Raw genomic sequence first — 26,690 nt, 5'->3', positions numbered from 1 at the left:
GGATGCGGCGGAAGTCAGCTTCCCGTGACTCGTTCCCGGGTGAGAGGCAGGCGCTCAGCCGTTCGGCTTGGCCGGCGCGTCCTCGTCCGTGCTGTCGATGGTGCAGGAGACCGCCTGCACCGCCGCGTTGGCGGCCGGGCGCTGGCTCGGCAGGCCGGCGATCACCCGCACCACCACGAAGCCCTGGCGCTCGGGGGCGACGATGCGCACGTCGCGGCTCGGCTCGTTCTCGTCGTCGTTGGCGAGCGCCGCGTCGTACTGGGCGCGGGTGAGCACCACGAGGTCGAGGGCGCCGCGCACCGCCGCCTGGTCGGTCACGGCGTAGAAGGCGCCGCGGCGGCCGTGCACGGCGAGCGAGAGCGCCAGCGGCCCGGTGCGGGCCGAGACGCGGGTCGGGCCGTCGTCGAGGTCGTAGGCGCAGACGCCGACCGCGACCGAGGGGTCGGGCGCCGGCAGCCACGCCTCGGCCGGGGCCGGGTTCTCGCCGGTGGCGAGGGTGTAGATCGGCAGCGGATGGTCGAGGCTCTCGCTGCTGCCGGCGCGGGAGAGCGCGTCCGATTCCGAGAGGCGCGGGATCGCCAGCACCGTGGCGATGTGCACGAGCCCGGCCAGGACGAGGCCGCAGGCGGTGGCGTAGGCGAAGCGGAACGTCATGAGCGGCACGCCACCCGCGTGATCGCCGGGACGGAATCCCGGTCCAGGGAGCCGGCGCTCGCCGCGACCGGGGTGTCGTAGAGGCGCAGCGCGAGGCGCAAGGGGCCCTCGGCGCGGGGGCTCGGCAGCCAGTTGCCGGGCTCGGCCTCGGGACCCAGCGTGATCGCGAAGCGGCCGTCCCGCTCGCGCAGGACCTCCGTGGAGGTGAAGCTCTCGCGGATCACGGGCCGGGCGGGATCGACCGCGCCGCGGCCGGTCACCGTCAGGGTCCAGGCCCGGGCCGGCGGGGTCGCCCCGGTGATGCTGTAGGTGCAGGCGGCGTCGAGCGTCCGGCCGGCATCGTCGGCCGCAGCCGTCATCAGCAGGCCCTCGCCGACGGCGAGCGGGATCTCGCCGCGCCGGGCGTTGACGGCGCGGGTATAGGGGTCGGCCGCGGTCGAGCCGGCCCGCGGCCACAGCGTCCAGGCGCCGACCGTCACGCCGCCGAACGGGTAGCCGCCCCGCGTCGCCCAATCCGCGCTGGCGAGCCCGAGCACGCCGCCGAGCGCGAGCGCGTAGAGGGCGAGGCCGACGCCGGAGCCGCGCCGCCAAGTCGATCGCAGCGCCGATCGCAGCGCCGATCGCAGGATTCGCAAGGTCGGAGGGCGCGCCGCCTCCACCTCGGTCTCCGCCGTCCGCAGGGTCACGGACACCTCACCGGGTCTCGACGCGGGCGCCGGCCGGGCGTCCGCGCTCGGCCACGCCGCCGGCGAGGTCACGCAGGCTCTCGGCCTCGACGCGCGAGCCCGGCTTCGCGGCCGGCTCGATCGCGCGGAACAGGCCGTTGACCCCGCTGATCACCTCGAAGGAGCGCCGCGAGAGCTTGCCGTAGGTGCTCGCCGCCGGGTTGGTCGGGGCGCTCGGCGCCGCCGCCTGCGCGCCGGCCTGCGGCGTCTTCAGGCCGGGCAGGGGCTTCAGCTCGATGCCCTGGTGGGCAGGCTCCATCACGTCGTGCCAGGTCTGGGCGGGCAGGGAGCCGCCGGTCATCTTGTTGGTGGAGGTGCTGTCGTCGTTGCCGTACCAGACGGCGGCGACGTAGTTGCCCGTATAGCCCACGAACCATGCGTCCTTGTAGCCGTTCGTGGTGCCGGTCTTGCCGGCGATCTTCACGCCCTCGATCTGGACGCGGCGGGCCGTGCCCTCCTCGACCACCTTGTTGAGCATGTAGTTCATGTCGGCCACGACCTGGGTCGAGAGCACCTGCTCGGGCTTCTCGTCGGCGTGCCGGTAGATCACCTCGCCGGAGGAGTTCTTCACCTCCATGGCGGCGTAGGGCTTGGCGCGCTTGCCGCCGTTGGCGAAGACCGCGTAGGCCGCCGCCTGGTCGATCACCGTGACCTCGGCCGAGCCGATCGGCAGCGAGACCGAGTCGGTCAGCGGCGTGGTGATGCCCATGGCATGCGCCGTCTCGATGATCTTCTGGCGGCCCGCCTTGGCGGCCCGGGCCTCGTGGCTGATGCCCATCCCCTTGCCGAGCGCGATCGAGACCTTGATCGGGATGGTGTTGATCGACTTCGCCACCGCGAGCCACATGGGCTGGCGGCCCGAATAGGAGCGGCCGTAGTTCTGCGGGCACCAGTTGCCGATGCAGACGGGGGAATCGACCACCGTGGTGTCCGGCCGGAACAGGCCCGAGGACAGGGCGGCGGCGTAGACGTAGGGCTTGAACGACGAGCCGGGCTGGCGCAGCGCGTCGGTGGCGCGGTTGAACTGGCTCTCGCCGTAATCGGAGCCGCCGACCATGGCGCGCAGCGCCCCGTCGGGATCGAGGATGACCATCGCCGCCTCGTCCACGTCGTAGGCGTCGCCGGACTTGCGCAGCACGTTGGCCACCACCTCGTCCGCCCGCTTCTGGATCGCCACGTCGAGCGGCGTCTTCACGGTGAGCACGCGGTCGCTGCGGAACTTGCCCGCATCGGCCATCGTCTTGATCTCGCCGAAGGCCCAGTCGAGGTAGTAGTCGGCCGTGATGTCGCGGGTGCGCGTCACCGGCGTCGCCGGGTTGCGCAGGGCCGTCTGGATCTGGCCCTCGGTGACGAAGCCCGCCTCCACCATGTTGTGCAGCACGTCCACGGCGCGGGAGCGGGCGGCGGGCAGGTTGACGTGGGGCGCGTATTTCGTCGGCGCCTTGAACAGGCCGGCCAGCATGGCGGCCTCGGCGAGGCTGATGTCCTTGAGCGGCTTGCCGAAATAGTAATCCGCCGCCGCCACCGCACCGAAGGTGCCGCCGCCCATATAGGCGCGGTCGAGATAGAGCTTCAGGATCTCGTTCTTGCTGAGGTGGAACTCGAGCCAGAGGGCGAGGAAGGCCTCGTTGACCTTTCTCTCGAGGGAGCGCTCGTTCGTCAGGAACAGGTTCTTGGCGAGCTGCTGCGTGATCGAGGAGCCGCCCTGGACGTTGCCGCCGCCGCGCGAGTTGTTCACCAGGGCGCGCATCGTCCCGATCGGGTCGATGCCCCAGTGCTCGTAGAAGCGCCGGTCCTCGGTGGAGACCAGCGCCTTGATCATGATGTCGGGAAACTCGTCGAGCTTCAGCGAGTCGTCGTGCTTGATGCCGCGGCGGCCGACCTCGACGCCGTAGCGGTCGAGGAAGGTGACGGCGAGGTCCTGCTGCTTCAGCCAGTTCTCGCTGGTCAGGTTGAAGGCGGGCTGGGCGAGCGCCAGCATCAGCAGGAGGCCGCCCGTGCCGATGGTGACGCCCTCGCTGGTGAGGTCGATCGCCGCGCGCTTCCAGCCCCGCACCGAGAAGCGGTGCATCACGGCCTGGAAGCGCCCGTAGCCCTCGCCGGTCGAGCGGCCGCTGTCGTAGAGGGCGGCGTTCACCCAGGCATCGAAGCCGAGCGCGGCGTGCTGGATGCGGGTCCGGATCGCTTTGAGGTTCGGCAGACGCACGATTCTGGGATCCGGCTTCTCGGGCACCACGCGGCAGCGACGGGAGCCGACCCTTCTTACCAAGCCCCGCGCCCGTCCGCGAGGCCGGGCGTCGACCGGATCGTGCGGACGGGTCCCGGAGACGGAACGCGCGAGGCGGGGTTCCGGGTGCGGGGCCGCCGCAGAACGCAGCGTTAACCTTGCCGCGCGAATGGGGCGCAGCGGTGGCGGGGCCCGCTCCGCTTGCTCCCGCCCCCGCCTTGCGGCAGAGGAGGGCATCCCGCTCCCCGATCCGAGAGGCATTCCCGATGGGAAGCCCGAAGGCCCCGCGCCGCCCCGGCGCGGTCGCCGCCGTTCCGTCCGAGCCGTTCTGGCGCACCAAGTCCCTCGACGCGATGACGCCGGAGGAATGGGAGAGCCTGTGCGACGGCTGCGGGCGCTGCTGCCTGATCAAGCTGGAGGACGAGGATACCGGCGAGGTCCACCACACCGATATCGGCTGCACGCTGCTCGACGGGATCGGCTGCCGCTGCCGCGACTACGCCCGGCGCCAGAAGCGGGTGCCCGATTGCGTGCGGCTGACCCCGGAGGCGGTGCGGACCATTCCCTGGCTGCCCCCGACCTGCGCCTACCGCCTGGTCCGCGACGGCGAGCCGCTCTTCGCCTGGCACCCCCTGGTCTCGGGCCGCGCCGCCAGCGTGCACGAGGCCGGCATCTCGGTGCGGGGCCGCCTCTCCGGGAACGAGGAGGAGTTCGCGGACGAGGAGTATCCCGAGCGCATCGTCGACTGGCCGGGGCTGATGCCCGAGGACGAGGAGTGCTGAGGGATCAGCCCCGGGCGAGCAGCCGCCCGCCCGCGAGCCCGTTGAGGGCGATCACCGCGATCACCGTCGCCCCGTGGATCGCGATGTCGGTGGCCGTCGCCTCCTCCGGATGGAAGGGCACGAGCAGCGTCGCGGCCGCGGCCGCCGTCGCGAGGCCGCCGAGCGCCGCGGTGAGGTTCGGCCGCAGCGGGCAGGCCCGGCGCAGCATCAGCACCAGCAGCGCGGAGAGCGGCAGCGACACGGCGGTCAGGAAGCCGAAGCAGCCGAGGCCCGTCTGCGCGTGGGCCTCGGCGACCGGCGCGAGATAGGCCTTCAGGCAGCCGAGGCCGCTCGCGCCGATCCAGAGGGCGGCGGCGGGCAGGGGCAGCAGCGCCCAGGCGGCGGGCCGCCCCGGCACGCTGGTGGCGAAGGCGGCATAGGCCGCCGTGACCGCGGTGAGCAGGGCGCCGGCCGCCGCCATCCGCAGGTCCGGCGTGGCGAGGCGCTCGCGCAGGTCCGGAATCTCGGCGAGCGCCGCGAGGGCGAAGCCGATCAGGCAAGCGGCGCCGAGCCAGGCGAGCGCCCGCAGGCCGGGCGGCGGCAGGGGGCGGACCGGGCGCAGGTCCCGGACGAGGTCGCCGACGAGGTCGTCGACGGGGCGGGTGCGGTGGACGGCCATCGCTCACGCCCCCCTGTCGGAGCCGCCCGCGAGGCTCGCCCGCAGGGCCTTGATGGCCCGGTGCAGGTTCACCTTCAGGGCGACCTTGCTGCGCCCGGTCGCGGCCGAGACCTCGTCGAGGGAGCGCTCGCGCAGGGCGAGCTCCTCCACCGCCTGGCGCTGGCCGGCGGGCAGGGCGGCGACGGCGCGAGCGAGCTCCGCCGCGCGCTCCCGCGCCTCGATGGCCTGCCCGGGCGGCGGAAGGTCGTCGATCTCGGCCTCGTAGGCGACGGGGTCGTGCACCTCGCGCGGCCGCCGGCCGGTCCGGCGGAGCGCGTCGATCGCCCGGCGCTGCGCGATGGCGCGCAGCCAGGGCAGGAACGGCCGGGCCGGATCGTAGCTCGCCCGGGCCCGGTGCAGGGTGATCAGGGTGTCTTGGACCGCATCGTCCACCGCCTCGCCGCGCAGGCCCTGCGCGCGCAGGCTCGCGGCGATCACCGGCAGGCAGTCGCGCAGCAGCGCGCGGTAGGCCGCGGCATCGCCGCCCTGCGCCGCCCGCATCGCGCCGGCGAGCTTCTCCTCAAGCGCCATCGCCGCTCCGCCGCGTCCCTGGGCACCGGATTCTAACGCCCTCACGCGAAGGGGGAAGTGCGGACCGGGGGCGAGGGTGAGAAGCATGGCGGATCGCGGTTGCCGGCACGGCACGCGCCGCACCATCCGCCATTCGCCGGCGCGGCGCGGCGGTTACTCCGGCGCCTCGCCGATCAACCGGCACGTGATGGCGATCGGCTTGGCCCGCGCGACGGCGACCGCATCGTCGAAGAGGTCGCAATCGAGCAGGTTGTCCGGCGCGGCCTTCCGGGCGGAGAAGACGTTGATGTTCACCTTGACCGGATTCTTCCCGATCGCGGCCACATCCGCACCGGGGACGCCGCGCCCGGCCATCGCGGCGGTGCCGCCGGCGGCAGGAAGGGTCGCGGTGTCTCCCGTGATCTCGATCTGATCGGGCTCGCGCCCTTCGGCCCGCGCGCGCTTGATGTCGGCGCGCGTCGGCTTCCGTTCCATCGTGCCGTAGTAGAAGGATCGCACGGTCACGCTCTCGGAGATGTCCGTCAGCTTCTTGAGCGCCTTGGGCGAGAGGGACACCTGGACCGAGAAGCCGTAGGGGCCGGCATCCGTCTGCGCGCCGGCCGGGACCGCGAGGACGGTCATCAGGGCCGAGAGGGCAGCCGCCCAGCGGCAGGTCGAAGTCGCGCGGACGGTCATGTGCTTCCGTGGAGAGCCGAAAACCAAGAAAAACGGGGCACCGTTGGGTGCCCCGATGGGTGGCATCGTGAGATCGCCGATCTCAGTAGCCGTAATAGGGATCGTAATAGCCGTAGGCCGGGGCCGGGGCGTAGTAGCGCGGCGCCTGTGACGCCGCGATGGCGCCCCCGATGATGCCGAGCGCGGCGCCCGCGGCCAGGGCGCCACCCACTCCCGGACCGCGCCGGTAGCCGTAGTGACGATAGCCGCCGCGGTATCCATAGCCGCCGTGATAGCCATGGCCGCCGCGGTAGCCGGGACGTGCCTCGGCCGCCGGTGCGATGAGGACGGTGCCTGCGACAGCGGCTGCGAGAGCCGTAAGGGCGAGCGTCTTCATGGTCCCTCCTTTCGTGGTTCACGAGCGCGTGATGGTACGGCTACGCTGACCCTGTCGTAAAGTGCAGGGCCTCTGCGCGGCCTGGGCCCGGTCTCCTCGTCGGCAGCCTGACGAAGCGCTGCCCGTCTGAGACCGCGTCCGGTCGGACCGGAATCGGCGGCGGAGGATGCCGGTCGGCCGACTGGTCGTCATCTCAGCCGGATGGGGACCGCGGCCTGGCCCGAGCGCGTCGCCGCATTCCGAGACCCTTCAGCCTGGATTCGCGTGCGGCTGTGCTTGATGGCGTGGCGACCGCCGCGACCCGAGGCCTTGGCAAGGCGTCCGAGATCAGCCAGGATGCTGAGTTTGCCGCAGGCTGCCAAGCTTATGTCGGCGGTCGCATGATCTTGTGCTTGCCCTGAGCGGAATAGCGGGCAAGGATGATTGCCTTGCTTCCATGTTCCGAGTGGAGGGCATCATGACCGTCAAATCTTGGAACCATCCCAGCCCACTCTCTGTGTTTGCAAAGGGCGGCTTCGCCGGCGGAGCCTGGACCACCGTGCTCCGCGACGCCATCAAGATCTTCAACGATCTGATGTCGAACAATGGTGTGAAGGTGTCGCTGACCGAAGCCAAGGAAGAAGGCAGCGCTCAGATCATCGTCGACGCCGTGGCAAAACAGGCATCTTTCAGCTATCGCGGCGCCTCATATTCCAAGGCCTTTTCCGGGGACGGGCTGCACGGGCTTACGGTTCCCGTGACGGAGCAGGATACGGGCTTGATCGATCGTTCCTTCATATTCGTTCCGGCCACGCCGCGGATCGACGATGCGAACAAGAAGTCACGTGAGGTTGGCCCCGACGCGCGCCGCTTCATCCTGGTGCATGAGTTCATTCACGCCGCCGGACTGAGCAACGATGAGCACACGCTGGAGGATGTGTTCTGCTATCCCGGTGAATTCGTGCAAGGAAACAGCGCAGGTGCCGACAAGATCCAGCCTTGGGGCGGTCTCGGCAAGCCCATGCCGCCGTGCACGATCATCGCGAAAACCGTTTCCAATCTGCAGAAGGCGTGGCCGTGAACGGTCTTCGCGCCGTCGTTGTTTTGAAATGTAACGCATGGAAGGAATAAATAAATTTCGGAAAATTCGATCTATCAGAGATATCTTGATCGTTCTGTGCGGATCTGAATCGTCAGACGTTTGGCGCAAGAAATAAGACTATTAAGAACAGTAATGATGAATGTGAGAGGTGAATTTTCTTCCAGGCCAGTGCCTCTGGAAGAGACGAGGCTGACCTTGCATGTCTCATACGACATCCGGGTGATCCCCCCGGGATGGCGGATGTCGCCCTCGCTCAGGCGCCGCGCGGGCTTGACCGAGACCGCGTCCGGTCCGATCAACCGGACGCGGTATCAGGCATGGCACTCTCACCCTGACGATGAGACCTCAACCCCCGCTCACGTCAGAGATCGTGGGTCGGTCTCGCGGCCGGGATCAGCGCTTCGGCTCGCTGGAATGTACAAGCTCGAAGCCCGCCGCCTCGAGCCGCTGCAGCAGCCGGCCGCGGGCATCGCCGAGAAGACGTTCATGCCGCGCGCGCGTGCCTGAATCCGCCTGTCCGGTCTCGGCTATCGCGAGCGCTGCCCGATGCAGGTCGTCGGCCGCGGCATCCAGGCCGGGATCGCGCTCGACCAGCGTCAGGATGTCGAGCAGGTGATCCCGCAGCGCCTGCACCGCCGATGGCTGACCGAGCCGGGCCTGCACGAGCGCCGCCTCGATCCCGTTGAGGCGATCCGCCAGCATCTCGGAGGCCAGGGCCGGCGTCACGATCAGGCGCCCGGCGTCCAGTCGATCCTGGGCTGCTGCGACAGGATTCGCTCGAAATAGTTGGCCACCGCCTGAGCCCCGTCCGCATGCATCATGGCGACCGGGTGCGCGAGATAGGCGCGGGCCAGATCGAGCGGGATCTCGCCGGCCTGCAGCGCGCCGAGCACCGCGTCGATGAAGGCGTCGTTGGCCTCGTTGAACTCGCTGGAAAGCTTCTTGCGGTCGTTGAGCGCCTTGATCGGCATCGTGCGGCTTTTCCTCTGAAAGGGTGCGTTCGGCGCTCAGCCGGTCCTGCCGAGGTGTCCATCCTTGGCGGTCAGCCGGCATGCGTCATCAGACCGCACGATTCGTCGCGGGCCTGCCTGCTGCTTCCGCAGACCCATTCCGAACGAGGCCAGGATAGAGCTAAATCATTGAGAAAATTGGCGCACCCGACACGATTCGAACGTGTGACCTTTGCCTTCGGAGGGCAACGCTCTATCCAGCTGAGCTACGGGTGCTGAGCCGCCCTGTGATTAGCCGAACGGCATCGACCGCGCAACGGGCATGCGGAAGAGATTGGGCTCGAAGGGATCCTCGCGCAGCCCTCCGCAGGCAAAGGTCACACGGTCGAATCGTGCCGGGTTGCGCGCGGTGCCGGCGGGAGGTTGCGGGTGCACCGCTGCTGCGCCCCGGATGCGGACGGCGCGCGGCGTGGTTGAAGTGTGCTTTTACGCGAGGGCCGCCGGCCGTAGAGCTTTGACCCACTGCTCAGCTGACTGAGCTCCCGAGACAGCCCACTGCTGGTCGACGATGAAGAAGGGCACGCCGCTGATCTGCATCTCGGCTGCCTGGGCCTCGACGCTCATGATGAGTGCGCGCAACTCATCGCTATTCAGGGCTGCCAATGCCGCCTGCCGGTCGAGACCCGCTCCATCGGCAACGTCCAAGAGGACCGCCTCATCGCCAATGTCGCGGCCTTCCTCGAAGTAGGCCCGGAACAGCGCCTCCATGAGTGCTCCTCCCCCGCCCTGCTGGCGGGCGGCCGCGATCAGCACGTGAGCCTTTCGCGTGTTGGGCGTGCGCCGCATGCGGTCGAAGGCGAAGCTGATCCCGACCTCACGCCCCAGCTCAGTCATCTGCGCGTCGAGTTCAGCGCTGCGCTCCGCCCCGAACTTTCGTGCGCGGTAGACGGAGCGCTTGATGCCCTCGGCCGGCATGTCGGGGTTGAGCTCGAAGGGGAGCCACTCGACCTTGGTGATCTCGTGCAGTCCGAGCTGATCAAGGGCGTGCTCAAGGCGGCGTTTGCCGAGGTAGCACCAGGGGCAGATCACGTCAGAGAACACGGAGATGGTCAGCGGCATGGAGTGCTCCTTCTCGTGCACCACATGGCTGTCGGCAGCCTGAGGCGCTACGCCTCCCCCGCCATGGCATGGAAGGCCCGTAGAACGCGCACAGAGCGCCACAGACAGGCTTGGCAGCCCTCGGCTGCCCAGAGCAGCCAGAGAACTTGGCGCCAGCCAGTGGCCATCGTAGCAGCTTGGCCGAGACGGCCAGCTCGCGCGGCGGTCGCACCCGCATGTTGCCAGCCCGCGGCGATCCAATGGTGCGGCGAACCATGGCAAGCGGTCGGCTCATGGTGCAGGATCGCACCGAGACCATTCTCGTAGGGCGTGCAGAGGGGAGAGCAGCCCATGGCCGGTGGATCATCCGACGAGCACAGCGATCCGTGCGACCTCATCACCGAGCTTGCAGCCATCCTCGCCACGAACCTGCATGCCGAGATGGCGCAGTTCGAGCCAGGCGAGTTCAAAGATCCTGATGCAGAAGGTGTTCTCGAGCGTGCGCGCTGCTTCCTGGTCCGCAACGCTCACCACGTTCCGCTGATCGTTGATAAGGTTCTGGACGGGGCGCCCAAGCCAGAGGGGACCTGACAAGAGGCGTCTCAGCTGGTGCCGTTGTAGGACGATCTGAGACGAGTCCCACAACAGTGGTCAAGCCGGCCCGCGGTGCATGACCTTCTACGCGCATGCCCGTCACCTGGTCGCTATAACAGCGTATACGAGAGCTGCATCGGTGAGCCCACCCCGGCTGTGGTGGGTTCTCTCCGACGGAAATTACTCCTCGCGAGCGGTTGTTGTGCTGGATTGACACTAAGGTTAAGCAATGTCTCTGCCCAAAATGGACAATACTTGTGTAGGCGGGAGCCTGACGGGTGAAGCTAGTCCACCTTTCCCGCCTATGGATCCGGCAGTAGAAAGGGAAGCAAAATCAAAACCCAAGCAGCTGCTGGAAGTTATTCGCAGCTACAAGGAGAAATTGGCACAGAAGAAGAAGGCGGATAGTGAGCGCTACGAGGCTGCTGAGAGAGCGAGCCGGGACGCACGTGCCGAGAACAAGCGCGCGGCATCGAAGGTGAGGCGCAAGGTGAAGCGCCGCGTCGACCAGAAGAACTATCGCGATCGCGAGCGGAACAAGAAGGAGGCCGAGAGGGCGGAACTGCAGATCATACTCGCCGATCTTGATATGCCGTGCATCAGCGCGGAGCTCGAGGCAGCTGAGGTGGAAGCGTTCAAGCGGTGGCTCGAGACCGAGGGATCCCGGCAGCGGCAGTATCGGGCGCGCGCTGCCGACTACCTCGTAAGCCGGCTCTTCCTCGTGAAGATGCGCACAGAGCTCGACGGAGCTGATCCCCGGCCTACCGAGTTCGCGAGGCGCATGACCCGGGAATCAACCGAGACTTGGGACCGCCGGAAGGCTCGGGATCGGCTCAAGCTCCTTCTTGGGCTTGAGGATGAAGGCGGACCTTGGAGCCGGCAGTCCACTCTCGACGATCAAGCCGAAATGCCGCTCGCCGCCGGTCAGGTCGGGTGATCACGCCGAGGCGACGGACCCTCTCGGGCCCATGACGGCAACCGGCGCTCGCTCATCAAGCTAAGTCATTGACTGAAAATGGCTTCGCTCCCAGGCCGGAAGCTGATCACCGACGAGGGCCCGTCGCCTACGCGTGATCACTTTTCCCTATATATATTTATATCCTTTTATATAAGTAGATCCCATATATCTGCCGGAATGATCACGCGACTTTGACGGACCCTCTATATCTCTGTTCCGGCTGCCTGCTCCGGGTGGGTAGAGCTTATCACGAAGAGGGAGGGCACCCTCATACATAAGGGAGCCTCCGGGTGCCGGTCGTGGTAGGCGTCACATTTACCGGGAAGAGCGGGCTGCGTCGATGAATTCCGCCGCGTCACCAGGAAGCCCGGCAGCCCCAGTGCGGAAGGCGCCCGGAAATCGACTCAGATGGGCCGCCAGAGGTCACGGATACCTGCGAAGCTTGCCAACTAGGCTAGACCTCCGAAAGCCGCCAGCGGCTCGCTAATGCGATTTTCTGCGACTCGCGGAAACCGGCAGGCCAAGGAGCAGGCGCGACAGGTTGTTCGTGATCAACGAAGGCGCTCTGCTAAGTCAGCGGCGCGGAGGTGCGTGTAACGCTGCAACATGCGCAGCTCTCGGTGGCCCGAGATCGAGGCGACCTCGACCGTGTTGAAACCCTTCTCGAACAAACGCGAGACAGCCTCATGGCGCAGGTCGTGTAGGTGCAGATCCTGAAGGCCTACACGGCGCACCAGTCGCTCCCAGGCGAGCCGCACTGCGTTCGGCGCTGCCGTGAACACCGTCTTGGTCTCGGCTGCCTGTAAGCGCCTGAGCGTCTCCACGGCACGGCCCGACAAGGGCACGTCGCGACTGGTGCCGTTTTTGGTCATGGACAGGTGCGCGACGCGTTGGGTCAGGTCCACGTGCTCCCAGCGTAGCGCCAGCAACTCGCCCCTGCGCATGCCGGTCTCGATGGCGAGTTCGATCAAGGGCCTCAAATAGCGCACGCGACCGGCATCAGCAGCAGCGAGTAGGAGCTGCTCCTCGTTGCCCTCTAGTCGGCGTGTGCGCCCCTTCGGCGGAGAGGGGCGGCGAACGAGCTTGCACGGATTCTGAGCCATGTAGATGCCCCACTCCCGGCGTGCGGTGTCGATGGCGTGCGAGATCGTGTTCAGTTCTCGGATCACCGTGGCTGGGGCGACTTTCTTTAGGCGTTCATCGCGATACGCTGCCAGATCAGCAGTCGAGAGGAGAGCGAGAGTGCGGTAGCAGATCGGCCGGCGCAGGATGGCGCTGAGGCGCGAGACCTCAGAGACATGGCTGCGCTTTGTCGGCGAGACCTCGCTTCGATAGCGCGTCAGGATCTGCGCCAGCGTAGTGTTCTCGGCCAAGCGCGTGTCGGGCAGTGTCCCGCAGCGATCGAGCTCGGCCTCGAGGTTGCGTGCCCACCGCTCGGCCTCGCCCTTGGTGTCGAAGCTCTTCGAGCGCGGTGCCATGCCTTTGCGGCGCACGGCTGCCTGCCAGCGGCCCCGTAGCTTCCGGATCGATGCCATCGTCGTTCTTGCGCCCTGTTGCCCCGGTCCCCCAATGAAAGGACATCGGTCGTGGGCGGTGAAGGGCTTTTTCCTGAGGGTGCTGAGGAGGCAAGAACTAAAAATCTGACCTGGTTTCTTTGTGCTTCCTTTGAGCTTTTGTTTCCTTAGTCGATTGCCGCATCCGGCGGAAGTTGAGCTACCTCTACCTGCGCGGAGCATCTAGCTGAGGGTCCTGGCGGGCTCTCCTCAGAGACATACGGGAGGAAATTCAATACCTTCCGGCAGGCATACCGCGATGACGGAATATGCAAACTTGCCGTTCATTGCCGACACCCAAGGCGAAAACCGCGGATGCGGCGAGAGCAGAGCGGATCTTCGGCGAAACAGCCTTTCCGTAGCTGCGCCCCTATTCGCGGTTATCCAAGGACGTGATGCGAATGGTCCTGGGCCCAGAAAGCATGCCCTTCGAGACCTGCTGGTCGTTCTGGGACTTCGCCCTGTGTGCTGCGCAGCTTGCCCCTAGGCGCTGCGTTTGTCCGCGCCAGGACCATGCAGGGGACGCTCCTCCATGAGGCTGAGGCAGCCCGCGGCCAGGACGAGGCCGAGGCACGCGGCGATGAACACGAGACGGAAGGTGAGCCCGAGCTGGCCGGCATCGGCCCCCTGAAGCAGCACCGCCATATCGTGAGCGGTGCCCGCGCCGTCGTTGCTGCCCACGCCACCCAGGACGAGAGTGCCGAAGATCGCCACGATGATCGCGCCACCGAGCGAGCGGAAGAAATTCATCGATGCAGTCGCGATGCCGAGCTGGTGCGGCGCGACGGCGTTCTGGACCACGATCGTTGACAGCGGCAGCACTGTGCCGATCCCCATTGAGAGCAGCACGAACAGGATCTCGAGCAGCCAGAGCGGCATTTCCCGGCTGCCGAAGGCTAGCAGAGCGCAAACCACAACGCTCAGCGCCAGAGCCGCGAGCGGAATGCGCTTGTAGTGCTGAAAGTGCAGCATCGACCGGCTCGACAGCGTGGCGCCCGCGACCGTCCCAACCATCAGCGGCACCATGGCCGCGCCCGACTGGCTGGCGCTCAAGCCAACGACCCCTTCGAGAAAGATCGGAACGTAGATGCTCAACCCGATCAGCGTGCCCATCGCGAAGCAGGCGGCCAGGGTTGCGGAGTAGACGACTTGGTCGCGCAGCACACTCGTCGGGATCAGCGGTTCGGGGGCAGTCAGCAGCCGAGCCACAAAGCCGACGCCGACGAGGAGGCCGAAGGCGGCGAGCCCGAGAACCGGGGCCGCCCCCCAGGGATAGCGCACGCCGCCCCAGCTCAGAGCCAGCATCAGGCTCGTCGAGCTGAGGATCAGCAGACCCGCTCCCGGATAATCGACGCTGTGCCGCCGCTCATTGCGAGGTAGGAGCCTGAGCTTGTCGTTCGTGAGGGCGAAGGCGAGGAGGCCGATCGGCAGGTTGATCCAGAAGATCGCCGACCAGTGCAGGTGCTGGGCGAACACTCCGCCGAGCAGGGGGCCGGCCACCGAGGCCAGGGCGAACACCCCCGCGATGTAGACCTTGTAGCGGGCCCGCTCCTTGGGCGAGAGGATGTCGGCGAGGATCGTCTGGGCGAGCGCTATCAGGCCACCTCCACCGATGCCCTGAAGTCCGCGTGCCAGCGCGAGCTCCACCATCGTCGGCGCCAGCGCGCAGAGCAGGGATCCGAGACTGAAGATCGCGATGGCGACCAGCAGCATGATGCGCCGGCCGTGGATGTCGGAGAGCTTCCCGTAGAGAGGCGTGACGGCTGTCGAGGCGAGCAGGTAGGCTGTGACGATCCAAGGCAGGTTTGCGGCATCGCCGAGTTCGAGTCCGATCGTCGGCATGGCTGTCGCGACGATGGTCTGGTCGAGAGCAGCGAGCAGCATCGCGGCGACGAGGCCGATGATGATCGAGCGGATCTCGGCGCTGCTGAGGCGCACCTGCGCGGCGCCACGTTGGGGTGCGTTCACGTCCGGTTTGCATTGGCGAGGAGGAATGCTTTGGTAAAGCCCGTGTCGCTCTCTATCGAAAACGGATGACGGTGCGCCGCAGCAGTTCCAGTCACGCCACACAGGTTCTCATTGGGGCGAGACGAAGGCGTTCGCGCTCGCGCCGTCTTGAGGCGGCGCCGTCCGACACTCATGGGTTCACCGATTGGGCCAGCCGTCTCGCTGCTCGTGCAACTGAAGCCCCTGCATCCTGCGGCACGGGCTCGGCGGCACGCCGCGCGCCAGGATCGAGGAGGCACTAGCATTACCGATGCGCGGGCCTGCCAGCAGCACCCGCTTCACATTCGCGTCCCGGCATCTTGCCTCAGGCGTTCTAGCGTTGAGAGCGCGTCGCCTGTGGCCGCGAACGCTGCCGTGTTGTCAAAGATGCACCAGATCTGCAGCCCGTCCCGCGCTTCGGCTGCGAGACGCGCCGCCAACACATCGAGCACAGGCGCCGTGTAGGCGGAGTAGTAGATCCGTGGAGATCCGTGCAGCCGATAATATGCCAGGCCCCGCCAGCCGCCCGGGTTGCTCGCCTGAGGCACCGGCGCCGGATCCGCCGCGACCCGGGCAATCTGCAGGTCGGCCAGAAGCGTGTCGACGCCAGGTGCAAACCACGTCGGATGCCGCGGCTCGCAGACGATGCTTCCCGAAAAGGCCTCTCTGAGACGCTGCAGGAACGCGCCAGCCGTCGCGGTGTGAAAAGGAAGGCTTGGCGGCAGTTGCAGCAGAAGTGGTCCCAGCTTCGGCCCGAGCCCAGCAACTTCACCAAGGAATCTCGTGAGCGGCTCGTCCACGCTATCGAGGCGCCGCTCATGGGTAATTGAGCGCGGGATCTTCACGGCAAAGCGGAATGGCTCCGGCACTGTCGCGGCCCAGCGCTCATAGGTCGTGACACGATGCGGCCGGTAGAACGAGGTGTTGATCTCCACCGCGTTGAAGCGCTGTGCGTAGCGTTCGAGATGACTGCCGGATTCCTGAAACCGATCGGCGTGAGCCTTCGGCACGTTCCAGCCTGCCGTCCCGACAGCAGTGAGGCTTAGCAAACCCATGCCTTATCAGTCAGCCTTGCCGCCTCGCTGTTCCCCACCTGGTCCCGGTCGACATCGACGGATGCGCGGCAGGTTATGGTGGCAGTCACGAGCCGGGCGCGCACTTCCGCGCTTGCCGGGCCAATCATGTAGCCCGCATCACGATCACTGATCACGATCGAGGCGTTGCGCGGCGCAAGGCGCCAGTGCGAGCCGATTAGCGCACACTTTGCGAGAACCTCGGACGGCGGCCTGGCGACACAGGTAACGAGCTTCTCCTCCGATTGCGACATTCTGGCACATCTAACGCGCATGCCGCCCATCGCCTGCCTATAAATCAACTTGTAGCCAGCGCTGGAGTTGTTATGTCCAATATGTCAAGAAAATCTCCCAGTTTTATCTATCTTGAAAGAGAAGAAATAACAGATCTCAAGATAAAGGCCTCTATATCATATTTGAAGCAAATGGACCGCCGCGATGCGGAATATGTCCCAGAACTATGCTGTCCGGATTTAAAAAACTCGAACATCTATGTGGTCGAAAATGCAGATCGATGCGGAAAGGACAGGCACTACGTTAGGCTTGTGATAGATGGATACTTCGCAGTTTTCCGGGTTCGGCCAGACAAGCGCCTTCGCAGGTTGAAGCGTTACCCGGACTGCCTCGCCTACGCAATGGCCCCAACCGCTGATCAGTGGAGAGATATGATTTATCGCGATCTGGATTTAATATTTGAGGAGCTAAATAGAATGGATAATTGAATATTTTGCCTTCCAAATCCTGCCGAGTATTTTTATACTCGGCAGGATTATTGAGCACCTCGTCAATATTTACCGGATTCAAGCCATTCTCGTAACCTTGTCCATCGTGACTTCATGTTTCCACCCCGCACCGCGATGCCGATGGCCTTGCGCTGCCCGATCAGCACGACGAGCCGCTTGCCCCGCGTGACCGCCGTGTAGAGCAGATTGCGCGCCAACATCGTCCAGTGGCCCGTGGTCAGCGGGATAACCACTGCCGGATACTCGGAGCCCTGCGACTTGTGGATCGTCGTGGCATAGGCAGGCACCAGCGTGTCGAGCTCGCCGAACGGGTAGACGACCTCGCGACCCTCGAATGTGACGATCACCGTGCCCTCGTCCTCGTCGATGCGCGCCACCGTGCCGAGGTCGCCGTTGAAGACCTCGCGGTCGTAGTCGTTCTGGCTCTCCATTACCCGGTCGCCCGGCGAGAAGCGCCAGCCGAACCGCTCGATCGAGGTTGGCGGGTTCGGGTTCAGAACGGCCTGAAGCTCGTGGTTGAGGTTGCGCGCGCCGAGCACTCCGCGCTGCATTGGTGTCAGAACCTGCACATCGCGAACCGGATCAAGCCCGAACCGAGCTGGGATGCGCTTGGTCACCACCTCGATCAGCTTGGCGACGCCCGCTTCCGGCTCGTCTATCTCGATCAGGTGAAAATCGCTTTCACGGCCCCGTTGCGCGCCCTCGGGCATCTTGCCCGCGTTGATGCGGTGAGCGTTGACGACGATGCGGCTCTCGGCTGCCTGCCGAAATACCTCGGTGAGACGTGCTACCTGCACGCAGTCTGAAGCGATGATGTCGGCCAGCACTTGGCCAGGGCCGACAGAGGGCAACTGGTCGACGTCGCCAACAAGCAAGAGGCCAGCATGTTCTGGCACCGCCTTTGTCAGCGCGTTCATCAGCGGCACGTCGACCATCGAGGTCTCGTCCACGACGAGCAGATCACAGGCGAGCGGGTTCTCCTCGTTGCGCGAGAAGCCGCCGTGCTTCGGGTCGATCTCGAGTAGGCGGTGAATGGTCTTGGCCTCAAGACCAGTCTGCTCGCTCATGCGTTTGGCCGCGCGGCCGGTCGGTGCAGCCAGCAGCACGCGCGTGCCCTTGGCGCGAAGGATGCGTAGGATCGTGTCGAGCGTGCTCGTCTTGCCCACACCAGGGCCACCCGTGATCACCGCGAGCTTCGCGCCGAGCACCAGACGCACAGCATCGGCTTGTGATGGTGAGAGCGTCTTGCCGGTCTTCCCCTCGATCCAGGGCATCGCCTTGCCGAGGTCGATCTCGGGCCAGGGGGGCTTGCCCTGACTGCGGCGGCGCAGGCGCTCGGCGATAACGCGCTCGGCCGCATGCAGGCCGGCGAGGAAGATGCAGGCTTTGTCGCCGACGATGTCCTGCACGACCTCGCCCGTCTCAAGCACGTCGAGGAGCGCGGACCGGATCAGCGGAGACTCGACGCCGAGAAGTTCGGTCGCGAGCTTGACGAGAGCGGCTACCGGCAGGGCGCAGTGCCCCTCGTCTGTGGCGGTCTGCAACGCGAACGAGATGCCCGCCCGCAGCCGTTGCGGCGCCTCCTTGGTCAGCCCGAGCTTCATCGCGATGGCGTCGGCTGTCTTGAAGCCGATGCCGCGGATGTCACGGGCGAGCCGGTAGGGATCCTCGGTCATGACGGCGATCGCCTCATGGCCGTAGGTCTTAAAGATGCGCACTGCGCGGGCTGTGCCGACACCGTGGGCGTGCAGGAACAGCATGATCTCGCGCACGGCCTTCTGCTCGGCCCAGCCAGCGACGATACGAGCAGCGCGCATGGGCCCGATACCCGCGACCTCCTTCAAGCGGTCCGGCTCAGTCTCGATGATCTCGAAGGTGGCCTCGCCGAAGGCTGCGACGATGCGTTTGGCCATGGCTGGCCCGATGCCGCGCATATGGCCGGAGGCGAGATACTTCTCGATGCCCTCGACACCCGTCGGTGGCGTGACCTTCAGTGTATCAGCCTTGAACTGAAGGCCGTGCTGCCGATCGGTGATCCAGATGCCTGTTGCGGTGATCCACTCACCTGCGCCGATGGCTGGTGCATGACCTATGACAGGCACAAGGTCGCGCTTCCCGCGGGCCTGCACCTTCAGCACACAGAAGCCGGTCTCGGTGTTGTGAAAGGTCACGCGCTCGATCGTGCCGGCAAGCGTCTCTTTCTGCGGGCCCGATGAGGAGACTGTTTGCAGGGTAGCCACGACGGGCATAGGATCCAGATGAGACGCACGTTGCAGACGACCCATGTCGCCGGTGTCTTAGCTGACTCGATTTAGGAGGTCTGTCACGCGCTACGTCTCTCCGAGGTGTCGCGCTCGTCGCTTCAAAGTCACGCTCGTTCAGGCTTACGGGTTTGCTTCTAACCGGCCACAGTGCTTCTTGATATGTGCTGAGGATCAGGCATGCAGGCTGAAGCGATATCCACCGGTCTCGTCCGCTCGAGCCCCGCTCGGCGGCTTGCTGGACTGGGGCCGAGATCGGCCCTTGCGTCCGCAACCGCGCTCGCGGTCGTAGCGGCGGCAACGTGGGGCTTCGGCACGCCACAGATGGGCCTCGACGCGGACCTGGCCCGAGTGCTGCGCTTCATGGCTGCGATCAAGCTCGCCTTGGCTGCAATCGCACTGACAGCTTCCTGGTGGCGCCTGGGCCGACCGTGCGACGGGTGGCGCACCATGGCCTACATTAGCGGACCGCCGCTCGCTGTCGGCGGATCGATGCTGCTGCTGGCCCTTCATAGTTTCGGCGTCGCAGCCGTAACCCTGCATGGAGGTCTGCTCGCGGTTCTGGTGGCGTCCCTGACCGATCGAAATTTCTTCGCGAACCGGCAGCTTTGACATCAGCGCGCGCAGAGGTTGGTTTCGGCATTGTCGAGGGTCACGCGCCCGAATGCGTCAGCCCAAACTTTCTCTAGTGTCACCGAGGGTAAAGTGGCTTGATGAGCTTGCGAGATCAGTTGAGCTAGCGCGGACGAGCTTTAATTCGCGGCTCGCGCAGCTGCGTCATTCGGCAGAAACGGATTGCACGGATTGAAGCGGTCCTGCTTTGTAGTGGAGACTTAGCGCTAAAAGCTTCAGGCTACTGCATGAATTCGGGGCGAGGCTCGCGTTCCAGGCTCGCCAACCAAGAATGGAAACACAGCGCTGAGAAATTCCTGTGGCGACTGCAACTGTGGAACATGTGCACAGCCGGGCAGGACCGTGAGCTGGGCATCTGGGAGACCAGCTGCGAGCTCCTGTGACATCGCGGGCGGCGTTGCCTCGTCCTGCTCACCGACAAGCACCAGGACCGGGACATCAACTTTCGCGAGATCGGGTCTCAAATCGAGACCGCCCAGCGCCTCGCATGCCGCACGAAAGACTGCGGGGTCGGTGCGGAGGAAGGCTGCGAGCCGCTCCCGCATCAACGCAGGGTTCGCCGCCTGGAAGTCCGGGGCGAACAGCCGGCGCATCGCCGTTTCGGAGAGGGCGTCGAGGCCCTTCGCGGCCGATACGGCGGCCATGGTCCGGAAGGCTTGGCGGCCCGGCTCCGAGAAACAGGCGCCGCAATCGGCGAGGATCAGACGGCGCACGAGCCCGGGATGCCGGATGACCATCTGAAGCGCCACGAAGCCGCCGAAGCCATTCCCCAACACCATGGGCCGATGTGAGCCCTGCAGGTCGCACACGGCTTCCGCCATGCGATCCGCGACGGCCTCGAGGCCGCCGGCGACCACCTCCGATGCGCCGAAGCCCGGCAGGTCCGGAACGATCACCTGAAAGCGCTCGGCGAGCGGCGCCGTGATCCGGTCGAAGCTCGTCCTGTCAGCAAGTAGCGAGTGGAACAGCAGCAGCGGTTGGCCCGATCCCAGAGCTTCCGCCGCGATCCGTCCACCAGCGAACGTGATTCGCATCTTCTCCTCCCCTCGCGTGAGGCAGGCCGCCCGCTTGCGCGTGTTGCCTGCAAAAACCCGTTGACGTGATATTTCACGACTGCGATGTTGAGGCAACCTGATCGGGTCAGAGCCGTGCTCCTTCGCGACAATATCTACCACGCCATTCGCTCCGAGATCCTTGCCTGTCGCATGCCGCCAGGTGCGGAGGTGCGAGAGCAAGAACTCGCCGAGCGCTACGCGGTCAGCAGGCAGCCAGTGCGTGAGGCGCTCCTTCGCTTAGAGCGAGAGCGCCTAGTCACGGTTCACGCCCGTCAGGGATATCAGGTGAACCCAATTTCGATCGCTGATGCGCGCGATCTGCTGCAGTTTCGCCTCGTGATCGAGCCGGCTTGCGCAGGCGACGCCGCCGAGGCGGGGTCGGCCGAGGCGCTCGCAGCGCTCGACGCCTTTCGCACCTTAGACGCGGGCACCGACTTCATCGACTACAACCGGGCCTTCCACACTGCCCTGGCGCAGGCCTCTGGCAATCGCCGCATGGCCGCGACGGCGCGGGATCTGATCGAGCAGGCCGACCGCCTTGTGCGGGTCAGCCTCGCTGCCATCAAGGGCCGAGAGCCAGCCCAACTCATCGCCGAGCATGCCGAGATCATCGACGCCATGCAGCGACGCGATGCCCGCACGGCCCGGCGCCTCGTGCGCGAGCACGTCGCGCAGGCGCAGCGCCGCATCATCCCGGCGCTGGAACGCAGCGCCATCATCCGGTGAGGGAGAGGACGCCATGAACATGGTCACGAGACCGGATCTTGCCGTCGAGACGCGCGGCAACTTCGTCGATGGCCGCGAGATCGAGGCTGGCGACGGCACCCTGATCGACGTGCGCAACCCGGCCACCGGCGCCGTCATCGCGCGCATCCCGAACTCGACTGAAGCCGACGTCGATCGCGCCATGCGCAGCGCCCGCGCGGCCTTCGAGGCGAGAGAGTGGGGCGGGATGGACAACCGGTCCCGCGCGCGGCTGGTCAACCGCCTCGCCGACGCCTTCGAGGCCAACCTCGACACGCTCTACCGGCTCGAGACGCTCAACAACGGCCGCCCGATCAACGAGACGCGCGCGCAACTCTCGCGCCTGCCCGATTTCTTCCGCTACGCTGCCGGTCTTGCCCTCGCGCGCCGCGACGCCGTGATCCCGGTCGAGGGAGCCTATCTCAACTATACGCGGCGCACGCCGATCGGCGTGGTGGCGAACTGCACGCCCTTCAATCATCCACTGATGATCCTCTGCAAGTCGCTGGCGGTGGTGCTCGCCACCGGCTGCACCACGGTCGTCAAGCCATCCGAATACACGCCGCTGACTACCCTCAAGCTCGCGCAGATCTTCACCGAGGCCGGGCTGCCAGCCGGCGTGTTCAACATCGTGCTGGGTCTCGGCCCGACCACGGGGCGGCATCTCGCCGAGCACCGCGACATCAACAAGCTCGTCCTCACCGGCGGCACCGAGGCGGGGCGGATCGCGGGCAGCGCGGCGGCCAAGGTCTTCGCCCACCAGACGATGGAGCTCGGCGGCAAGACTCCGGTCATGGTCTTCGACGACTTTGATCTCGATCAGGCGGTGAACTACGCCGCCTTCGGCGCCTTCATTGGCGCGGGCCAGACTTGCGTCTGCGCAAGCCGCCACCTCGTCCAGGCCTCGATCTACGACGCCTTCGTGGAAAAGCTCGCCGCTAAGGCCAAGAGCATCCGCATCGGCGACCCCTTCGATCCGGCGACCCAACTCGGCCCGGTGATCTCGGCAAAGCAGCGCGATCGCGTGCTCGCCTATGCCGGCTACGGCCGCGACGAGGGCGCGCGGGCAGTGGCGGGCGGCCAGGCGGTGCGGATCGCGGGCGGCGAGGAGGGCTACTTCGTCGAGCCGACTGTCTTCGCCGACGTCCGCTCCGACATGCGCATTTTCCAAGAGGAAGTCTTCGGGCCCTTCACCAGCGTCACGCCGTTCCAGGACGAGGCCGAGGCGCTGCGGCTTGCCAACGACTCGCCCTTCGGTCTCGCGGCGGCCGTGCGCACCCGCGACGTCGCCCGCGCGCACCGGGTCGCGGCCTCGGTGAAAGCGGGGATCGTCTGGGTCAACGATCACCACCGGCTCGACCCTGCCTCCCCCTGGGGCGGCGTGGACGACAGCGGTCTCGGGCGCGAATGCGGTCTCGAGAGCTTCGACGACCACTTCAACGTCAAGAGCATCATGGTCGCGACGCACGACTCTCCCTTCGACTGGTATCGCGACACCGCGGGCCAGCGCCGGCTCAACTGATGATATGACCTTGAGGGAGGGCTGAAAGCCCGCGTCAGACGGGCGCTCTCCGCTTCGGATTCTCATTTCGCGGAGGAAACGCCATGACGCCGACCGTCAATGCGGGAGGCCGGCTCGACCGGCTTCCGATCGGCCCGTTCCACTACAGGATCATGTGGCTGATCGGCATCGGGATGTTCTTCGACGGCTTCGACATCTACATCGCGGCCACGGTCCTCGGCTCAACGCTGAAGAGCGGCTTCTCGACCTTGCCGGAGAACGCGATTTTCGTCTCGGCGACCTTCGTCGGGATGATGGGCGGCTCGTTCCTGACGGGCTTTCTCGGGGACCGCTTCGGCCGGCGCTTCACCTATCAGGCCAACCTTCTCGTCTTCGGTCTCGCATCCATCGCCGCGGCCTTCGCACCCAACATGGCGACGCTCATTGTCCTGCGCTTCATCATGGGGCTCGGGCTCGGGGCGGAGAACGTTGTCGGTTACTCGACCATGACCGAGTTCGTGCCGGCCCGCTCGCGCGGACGCTGGCTTGGCCTTATGGCGGTGTTCGTGGTGACCGGCCTGCCCGTCGCCTCGCTCGTCGGCTACCTCGTGATCCCGATCTTCGGTTGGCGCGCGATGTTCGTGCTCGGCGGCCTCGGGGCGTTGGGTGTCTGGTATCTGCGCAAGAACCTGCCGGAATCGCCGCGCTGGCTCGAGGCGGTTGGGCGGACCGAAGAGGCCGAGACGTTGCTGCGCAAGATCGAAGACGAGGCGGCGCGCGGCGGTGTCCTACCGCCTCCGACCCCGATCACGTCTCCGGTTCCGAAGATCGCCTTCACCACGCTGTTTCGGCCACCGCTGCTCGGACGCATGATTGTCGGCTGTATCTGCCTGATCGTCATCAACACGCTGCTCTACGGCTTTGTGACTTGGCTGCCGACCTTCTTCATCAAGCAGGGCTTGAGCGTCGCGACATCCTTCGGCTACTCGCTGCTGATGGGGTTGGGCGCTCCGATTGGTAGCGCTATCGGCGCGCTGACCGCAGATCGCTGGGGCCGCAAGCCGACGATCGTTGGTGCATCGGCAGCGGCCATCCTATTTGGGATCCTCTATCCGCTAACCAGCGATCCCTGGCTGCTGCCGCTCGTCGGCTTCGGCCTCACGGTGCCGATCTACGTGCTCGTGGCGCTCCTGTTCGGCATCTATATCCCGGAGCTGTTCCCCACGGAGGTTCGTCTGCGGGCCTCGGGCCTGTGCAACACCTTCGGTCGCGGAGCAACCATCATCACGCCCTTCATCGTCGTGTCCCTCTTCCAGGAATATGGGATCGGCGGCGTAATGGTGCTGATGATCGGCCTGCTCATCCTCCAGATCGTTACCGTGCTGACTCTTGGCGTCGAGCCGCGCCAACAGAGCCTCGAGGAGATCGAGCTGCCTCTGGAGCCCGAGTTGCGTGCCGAACGGACCGCTTCCACTCAGCGCGGCCTGGCATAGCGGCCACTTCGATCAATCCCACAGCGAGGCGGGCACTGGTCCAGGACCGGTAACCGCCTCGCATCATTCAAGACGTATGGTCGTGGCGGGCAGTGCCGGCTTCAGGAGACAATTCAGGCATAGTGCGGGGATCTTCAAGTTCTGCCTTATGGATCAGACTACAAAGGCAGCAAGCATCGATCGGAGCAGCATACGCGGCGCGATGAGCGTCGGTTGGGTCCACTTCATGCGGGCGCCGTGAATGGTGATCCGGGTGTAGCAGCATGCGTCAGGCCGCGGGCCAAGACAGCGCCAACGAGTGCTACGGCCGCTACAAGACCCATCACGCCGAATAATCCTGCAAGCGGATAGACTATCGCTCCTCCGGTTACGCCCAAACTGCCACCCAAGAATGTGCAGGCATTTATCAAGCCTGAGCTCTGGCCCGCAGCCTCGGGCGGCAGTGCCATGAGAGCAAGGCGCGGGGCGGTGGCGTAGGGAACGGCGAGGCCGGCTCCGAACAGGAACAGACCGACGCTGAGAAGCTCCTCCGCGCGGTGATGCGCCGCTGCGGCGATTAACCCGCAGGCAAATGCGACGACGACAAGGCCGCCCGAGAGCGCGCCGGCTGGACCGATCCGGCTCACCAGCCGGGGCGCAAGCCGCGCCAGGGCGAGCAGGCCAAGGCTCAAAGGCAAGAGCATTATCCCCGCACCGACCGGCGTCAGTCCGAGCCCTGTGGCGCTCTGAGCGTCGATGTTGAAATAGAGAAGCATTGATAGGATGGAGAACATTGCCACCGCTCCAATCCCGGCTGCCCGAAGGAAGAGCGCAGAACGAAGAATTTGAGGGAGGTTCACGAAGGGCTCTGCAGTGCGTCGCTCTCTGCGCACGAACAGGACGGCGGCTGTGACCGTTGCGGCGAGTGGGAATGCGACGTGCAGCGGCGCCTGTCCCGCGCGCGGGAGGCCGTTTAGCGTGAGAACGGCCGACACCATCAGGGTCGCGAGGAGAACGAAGCCGCCTCCATCGATTTGCGACGATCGCGGCAACGCCCTTGCCTCCTCCGCAGGGGCGGTCAGAAGTCCGACTGCAGCGGCGATGAGGGCGACGGCGGTGCAGCCGAACACGCTACGCCAGCCGATCACGTGCGTGAGCGTGCCGCCGACGAGAGGCCCGAGGCTGAATCCCAACATGAGTGCACCCGCCCAGGCGCTCAGGGCTGCGGCATGACGCGAGGGGTCTGCCGCCTGCCCAATGCAGGCGAGAGTTGCGGGCACCGCGAGGGCCGCCCCAAGTCCCTGGACCGCGCGCCCAGCCAGCAGGAGATCAGGCCCCGTCGCCGCGGCGATCGCGGCCGAGGCGACGCCAAAGAGGAGCAAGCCGGCTAACGCGACGAGCCGTGCCCCAACTCGGTCTGAAGCTTTGCCTCCCAAGATGATGCAGGCGGCAGAGGCGAGCAGGTAGCTATTCACCGCCCAGGTCACCTCTTCTGGGTCGAGGGTGAGATCCGCGCGCATGGTTGGGAGGGCCGCCATGATAGCTGTCCCGTTGATGCCTACAGCAAGCATGCCGAGGCAGCAGGCCAAACGAATGCGGGGATACGGAGAATCAGTCGTCGCGCTCACGCGGGTGCTCCAGAGCCTGGTGGCTAAAGGATAGCGCCGGATCATGCTCGGCGTGTTATAAACCCTGATGCTCCCAGCCCACTGCACGGGCAGAATCGCGCCTCAGCAGCACTCATTGCGTAGACGGGTTCAGTCATGCTGATCACCGGCCATCGAAATAAAACTGCATATGCTCATCTTAGGGCAATTTACGAAGTATCTACAATCTGGTTTGCGGCTAAGCTTGGTGACAGTGGTGGTGAGAATGAGGAATCGATATCCTTGATGTTAAGAATTTCTGGCGGCAATCTGCGTGGCCAGGGATTCGCGCCAAAGCGCACAAGGTATCTAATTCCGAAAAGGACATAGCATGTCCATCCTTTCGAATTTAATCGACGTTGGCTGGGAGCCCAACGCACCGCGCTGGAGGGGACCAACAATCGATACATATGATGGCTACGACCTTGCCATCATCGAGTTTGACGATCAGGGCTGGTATCACGATCCGGAAGCACAGGGAGCTTTGGCGCGGTATCTCGACAGAAAGCGCCATGAGAACCTGACCATCATCGTCTTCATACACGGTTGGCGACATAACGCTGCCGAAGGCGATGCTAGGGCCTGTCGTCACTTGATCCAATCGAGCGTGGCCGCGAGGCAGAGGACGCTGGTGAAGCTGACGGCGGTCTTCTCGTAGCGGGTGGCGACGGCGCG

Annotated in this window: 25 protein-coding genes, 1 tRNA gene and 1 pseudogene; 9 read left to right on the top strand and 18 right to left on the bottom strand. The window is 65.9% G+C overall.

Annotated features, from left to right (window positions below):
* Nucleotides 1–54 precede the first annotated feature (54 nt).
* Genes MTDSW087_RS20115 through MTDSW087_RS20105 form a run of 3 tightly spaced genes read right to left on the bottom strand, consistent with a single transcriptional unit; the run spans nucleotide 55 to nucleotide 3,585 of the window.
* Complete coding sequence (locus tag MTDSW087_RS20115) at nucleotides 55–654, bottom strand: DUF1254 domain-containing protein (RefSeq protein WP_144766720.1); 600 nt, start codon at nucleotides 652–654, stop codon at nucleotides 55–57.
* A complete protein-coding gene (locus MTDSW087_RS20110; RefSeq protein ID WP_238178795.1) occupies nucleotides 651–1,289 on the bottom strand; it encodes a DUF1214 domain-containing protein in 639 nt (212 codons plus the stop codon). Before MTDSW087_RS20110 ends, MTDSW087_RS20115 begins: the two co-directional genes overlap by 4 nt.
* A gap of 58 nt (nucleotides 1,290–1,347) precedes the next feature.
* Nucleotides 1,348–3,585 carry a transglycosylase domain-containing protein gene (locus MTDSW087_RS20105; RefSeq protein ID WP_144766684.1) on the bottom strand — a complete coding sequence of 746 codons (2,238 nt, stop codon included), beginning with the start codon at nucleotides 3,583–3,585 and terminating at the stop codon, nucleotides 1,348–1,350.
* Nucleotides 3,586–3,872: 287 nt separating this feature from the next.
* Here MTDSW087_RS20105 and MTDSW087_RS20100 point away from each other — a divergent pair, with 287 nt between their 5' ends.
* Nucleotides 3,873–4,388, top strand: coding sequence for a YcgN family cysteine cluster protein (locus tag MTDSW087_RS20100; protein WP_144766683.1), 516 nt, complete (start codon nucleotides 3,873–3,875; stop codon nucleotides 4,386–4,388).
* A 4-nt stretch (nucleotides 4,389–4,392) separates the two neighbouring features.
* Here MTDSW087_RS20100 and MTDSW087_RS20095 read toward each other — a convergent pair whose 3' ends face one another.
* The 4 genes from MTDSW087_RS20095 to MTDSW087_RS20080 all read right to left on the bottom strand — a co-directional run bounded on the left by MTDSW087_RS20095 (nucleotide 4,393) and on the right by MTDSW087_RS20080 (nucleotide 6,667).
* Nucleotides 4,393–5,046 carry an NrsF family protein gene (locus MTDSW087_RS20095; RefSeq protein ID WP_144766682.1) on the bottom strand — a complete coding sequence of 218 codons (654 nt, stop codon included), beginning with the start codon at nucleotides 5,044–5,046 and terminating at the stop codon, nucleotides 4,393–4,395.
* A gap of 3 nt (nucleotides 5,047–5,049) precedes the next feature.
* Nucleotides 5,050–5,616: a sigma-70 family RNA polymerase sigma factor gene (locus MTDSW087_RS20090; protein WP_144766681.1), complete on the bottom strand. Its 567-nt coding sequence runs from the start codon at nucleotides 5,614–5,616 to the stop codon at nucleotides 5,050–5,052.
* A 153-nt stretch (nucleotides 5,617–5,769) separates the two neighbouring features.
* Nucleotides 5,770–6,291: a hypothetical protein gene (locus tag MTDSW087_RS20085; protein WP_144766680.1), complete on the bottom strand. Its 522-nt coding sequence runs from the start codon at nucleotides 6,289–6,291 to the stop codon at nucleotides 5,770–5,772.
* Between the two features lie 82 nt (nucleotides 6,292–6,373).
* On the bottom strand, nucleotides 6,374–6,667 hold the full coding sequence (locus MTDSW087_RS20080) for a hypothetical protein (RefSeq protein ID WP_144766679.1): 294 nt from the start codon (nucleotides 6,665–6,667) through the stop codon (nucleotides 6,374–6,376).
* A 457-nt stretch (nucleotides 6,668–7,124) separates the two neighbouring features.
* Here MTDSW087_RS20080 and MTDSW087_RS20075 point away from each other — a divergent pair, with 457 nt between their 5' ends.
* On the top strand, nucleotides 7,125–7,727 hold the full coding sequence (locus MTDSW087_RS20075; protein ID WP_144766678.1) for a hypothetical protein: 603 nt from the start codon (nucleotides 7,125–7,127) through the stop codon (nucleotides 7,725–7,727).
* 414 nt (nucleotides 7,728–8,141) lie between these two features.
* Here MTDSW087_RS20075 and MTDSW087_RS20070 read toward each other — a convergent pair whose 3' ends face one another.
* The 4 genes from MTDSW087_RS20070 to MTDSW087_RS20055 all read right to left on the bottom strand — a co-directional run bounded on the left by MTDSW087_RS20070 (nucleotide 8,142) and on the right by MTDSW087_RS20055 (nucleotide 9,817).
* Entirely contained in the window at nucleotides 8,142–8,474 is a 333-nt protein-coding gene (locus tag MTDSW087_RS20070) for a hypothetical protein (RefSeq protein WP_144766677.1), read from the bottom strand.
* Between the two features lie 2 nt (nucleotides 8,475–8,476).
* The gene (locus MTDSW087_RS20065; RefSeq protein WP_144766676.1) at nucleotides 8,477–8,719 is read right to left on the bottom strand and encodes a hypothetical protein; all 243 of its coding nucleotides are present in this window, start codon (nucleotides 8,717–8,719) and stop codon (nucleotides 8,477–8,479) included.
* A gap of 178 nt (nucleotides 8,720–8,897) precedes the next feature.
* A tRNA-Arg gene (locus MTDSW087_RS20060) sits at nucleotides 8,898–8,974 on the bottom strand.
* Between the two features lie 210 nt (nucleotides 8,975–9,184).
* Complete coding sequence (locus MTDSW087_RS20055) at nucleotides 9,185–9,817, bottom strand: DsbA family oxidoreductase (protein ID WP_144766675.1); 633 nt, start codon at nucleotides 9,815–9,817, stop codon at nucleotides 9,185–9,187.
* A 330-nt stretch (nucleotides 9,818–10,147) separates the two neighbouring features.
* Here MTDSW087_RS20055 and MTDSW087_RS20050 point away from each other — a divergent pair, with 330 nt between their 5' ends.
* Both MTDSW087_RS20050 and MTDSW087_RS20045 read left to right on the top strand, forming a co-directional pair.
* The gene (locus MTDSW087_RS20050) at nucleotides 10,148–10,387 is read left to right on the top strand and encodes a hypothetical protein (RefSeq protein WP_144766674.1); all 240 of its coding nucleotides are present in this window, start codon (nucleotides 10,148–10,150) and stop codon (nucleotides 10,385–10,387) included.
* A gap of 385 nt (nucleotides 10,388–10,772) precedes the next feature.
* Complete coding sequence (locus MTDSW087_RS20045; RefSeq protein ID WP_144766673.1) at nucleotides 10,773–11,327, top strand: hypothetical protein; 555 nt, start codon at nucleotides 10,773–10,775, stop codon at nucleotides 11,325–11,327.
* 572 nt (nucleotides 11,328–11,899) lie between these two features.
* Here the strand turns inward: MTDSW087_RS20045 and MTDSW087_RS20040 are convergent.
* The 3 genes from MTDSW087_RS20040 to MTDSW087_RS20030 form a co-directional block, all read right to left on the bottom strand.
* Nucleotides 11,900–12,883: an integrase gene (locus MTDSW087_RS20040; protein ID WP_186383928.1), complete on the bottom strand. Its 984-nt coding sequence runs from the start codon at nucleotides 12,881–12,883 to the stop codon at nucleotides 11,900–11,902.
* 501 nt (nucleotides 12,884–13,384) lie between these two features.
* Nucleotides 13,385–14,869 carry an MDR family MFS transporter gene (locus MTDSW087_RS20035; RefSeq protein WP_238178787.1) on the bottom strand — a complete coding sequence of 495 codons (1,485 nt, stop codon included), beginning with the start codon at nucleotides 14,867–14,869 and terminating at the stop codon, nucleotides 13,385–13,387.
* A 317-nt stretch (nucleotides 14,870–15,186) separates the two neighbouring features.
* Complete coding sequence (locus MTDSW087_RS20030) at nucleotides 15,187–15,942, bottom strand: DUF72 domain-containing protein (RefSeq protein WP_144766672.1); 756 nt, start codon at nucleotides 15,940–15,942, stop codon at nucleotides 15,187–15,189.
* A 344-nt stretch (nucleotides 15,943–16,286) separates the two neighbouring features.
* Here MTDSW087_RS20030 and MTDSW087_RS20025 point away from each other — a divergent pair, with 344 nt between their 5' ends.
* Nucleotides 16,287–16,682, top strand: a complete 396-nt coding sequence (locus tag MTDSW087_RS20025; RefSeq protein WP_144766671.1) for a hypothetical protein — start codon at nucleotides 16,287–16,289, stop codon at nucleotides 16,680–16,682.
* Nucleotides 16,683–16,744: 62 nt separating this feature from the next.
* Here MTDSW087_RS20025 and recD2 read toward each other — a convergent pair whose 3' ends face one another.
* On the bottom strand, nucleotides 16,745–18,943 hold the full coding sequence (gene recD2 / locus MTDSW087_RS20020; RefSeq protein WP_373321918.1) for an SF1B family DNA helicase RecD2: 2,199 nt from the start codon (nucleotides 18,941–18,943) through the stop codon (nucleotides 16,745–16,747).
* Nucleotides 18,944–19,144: 201 nt separating this feature from the next.
* On the opposite strand from recD2, the gene MTDSW087_RS20015 reads away from it, so the two are divergent.
* Entirely contained in the window at nucleotides 19,145–19,576 is a 432-nt protein-coding gene (locus MTDSW087_RS20015; protein ID WP_144766670.1) for a hypothetical protein, read from the top strand.
* Between the two features lie 236 nt (nucleotides 19,577–19,812).
* Here the strand turns inward: MTDSW087_RS20015 and MTDSW087_RS20010 are convergent, their stop codons facing one another.
* On the bottom strand, nucleotides 19,813–20,631 hold the full coding sequence (locus tag MTDSW087_RS20010) for an alpha/beta fold hydrolase (protein WP_144766669.1): 819 nt from the start codon (nucleotides 20,629–20,631) through the stop codon (nucleotides 19,813–19,815).
* Between the two features lie 114 nt (nucleotides 20,632–20,745).
* On the opposite strand from MTDSW087_RS20010, the gene MTDSW087_RS20005 reads away from it, so the two are divergent.
* The 3 genes from MTDSW087_RS20005 (at nucleotide 20,746) to MTDSW087_RS19995 (ending at nucleotide 24,390) form a co-directional block, all read left to right on the top strand.
* A complete protein-coding gene (locus tag MTDSW087_RS20005) occupies nucleotides 20,746–21,378 on the top strand; it encodes a GntR family transcriptional regulator (protein ID WP_144766668.1) in 633 nt (210 codons plus the stop codon).
* 19 nt (nucleotides 21,379–21,397) lie between these two features.
* The gene (locus tag MTDSW087_RS20000) at nucleotides 21,398–22,918 is read left to right on the top strand and encodes an aldehyde dehydrogenase (protein ID WP_373321917.1); all 1,521 of its coding nucleotides are present in this window, start codon (nucleotides 21,398–21,400) and stop codon (nucleotides 22,916–22,918) included.
* A gap of 83 nt (nucleotides 22,919–23,001) precedes the next feature.
* The gene (locus tag MTDSW087_RS19995; protein WP_144766666.1) at nucleotides 23,002–24,390 is read left to right on the top strand and encodes an MFS transporter; all 1,389 of its coding nucleotides are present in this window, start codon (nucleotides 23,002–23,004) and stop codon (nucleotides 24,388–24,390) included.
* 224 nt (nucleotides 24,391–24,614) lie between these two features.
* On the opposite strand, the gene MTDSW087_RS19990 is transcribed toward MTDSW087_RS19995, so the two are convergent.
* Together MTDSW087_RS19990 and MTDSW087_RS19985 are read right to left on the bottom strand one after the other, a co-directional pair.
* Nucleotides 24,615–25,997, bottom strand: a complete 1,383-nt coding sequence (locus tag MTDSW087_RS19990; protein WP_186383926.1) for an MFS transporter — start codon at nucleotides 25,995–25,997, stop codon at nucleotides 24,615–24,617.
* 606 nt (nucleotides 25,998–26,603) lie between these two features.
* Nucleotides 26,604–26,690: pseudogene (locus MTDSW087_RS19985) on the bottom strand (IS5-like element ISMex42 family transposase); the annotation flags it as partial.

It is taken from the genome of Methylobacterium dankookense, assembly GCF_902141855.1.
GTDB lineage: Bacteria > Pseudomonadota > Alphaproteobacteria > Rhizobiales > Beijerinckiaceae > Methylobacterium > Methylobacterium dankookense.
This window is presented reverse-complemented; position numbering and strand designations above follow the sequence as displayed.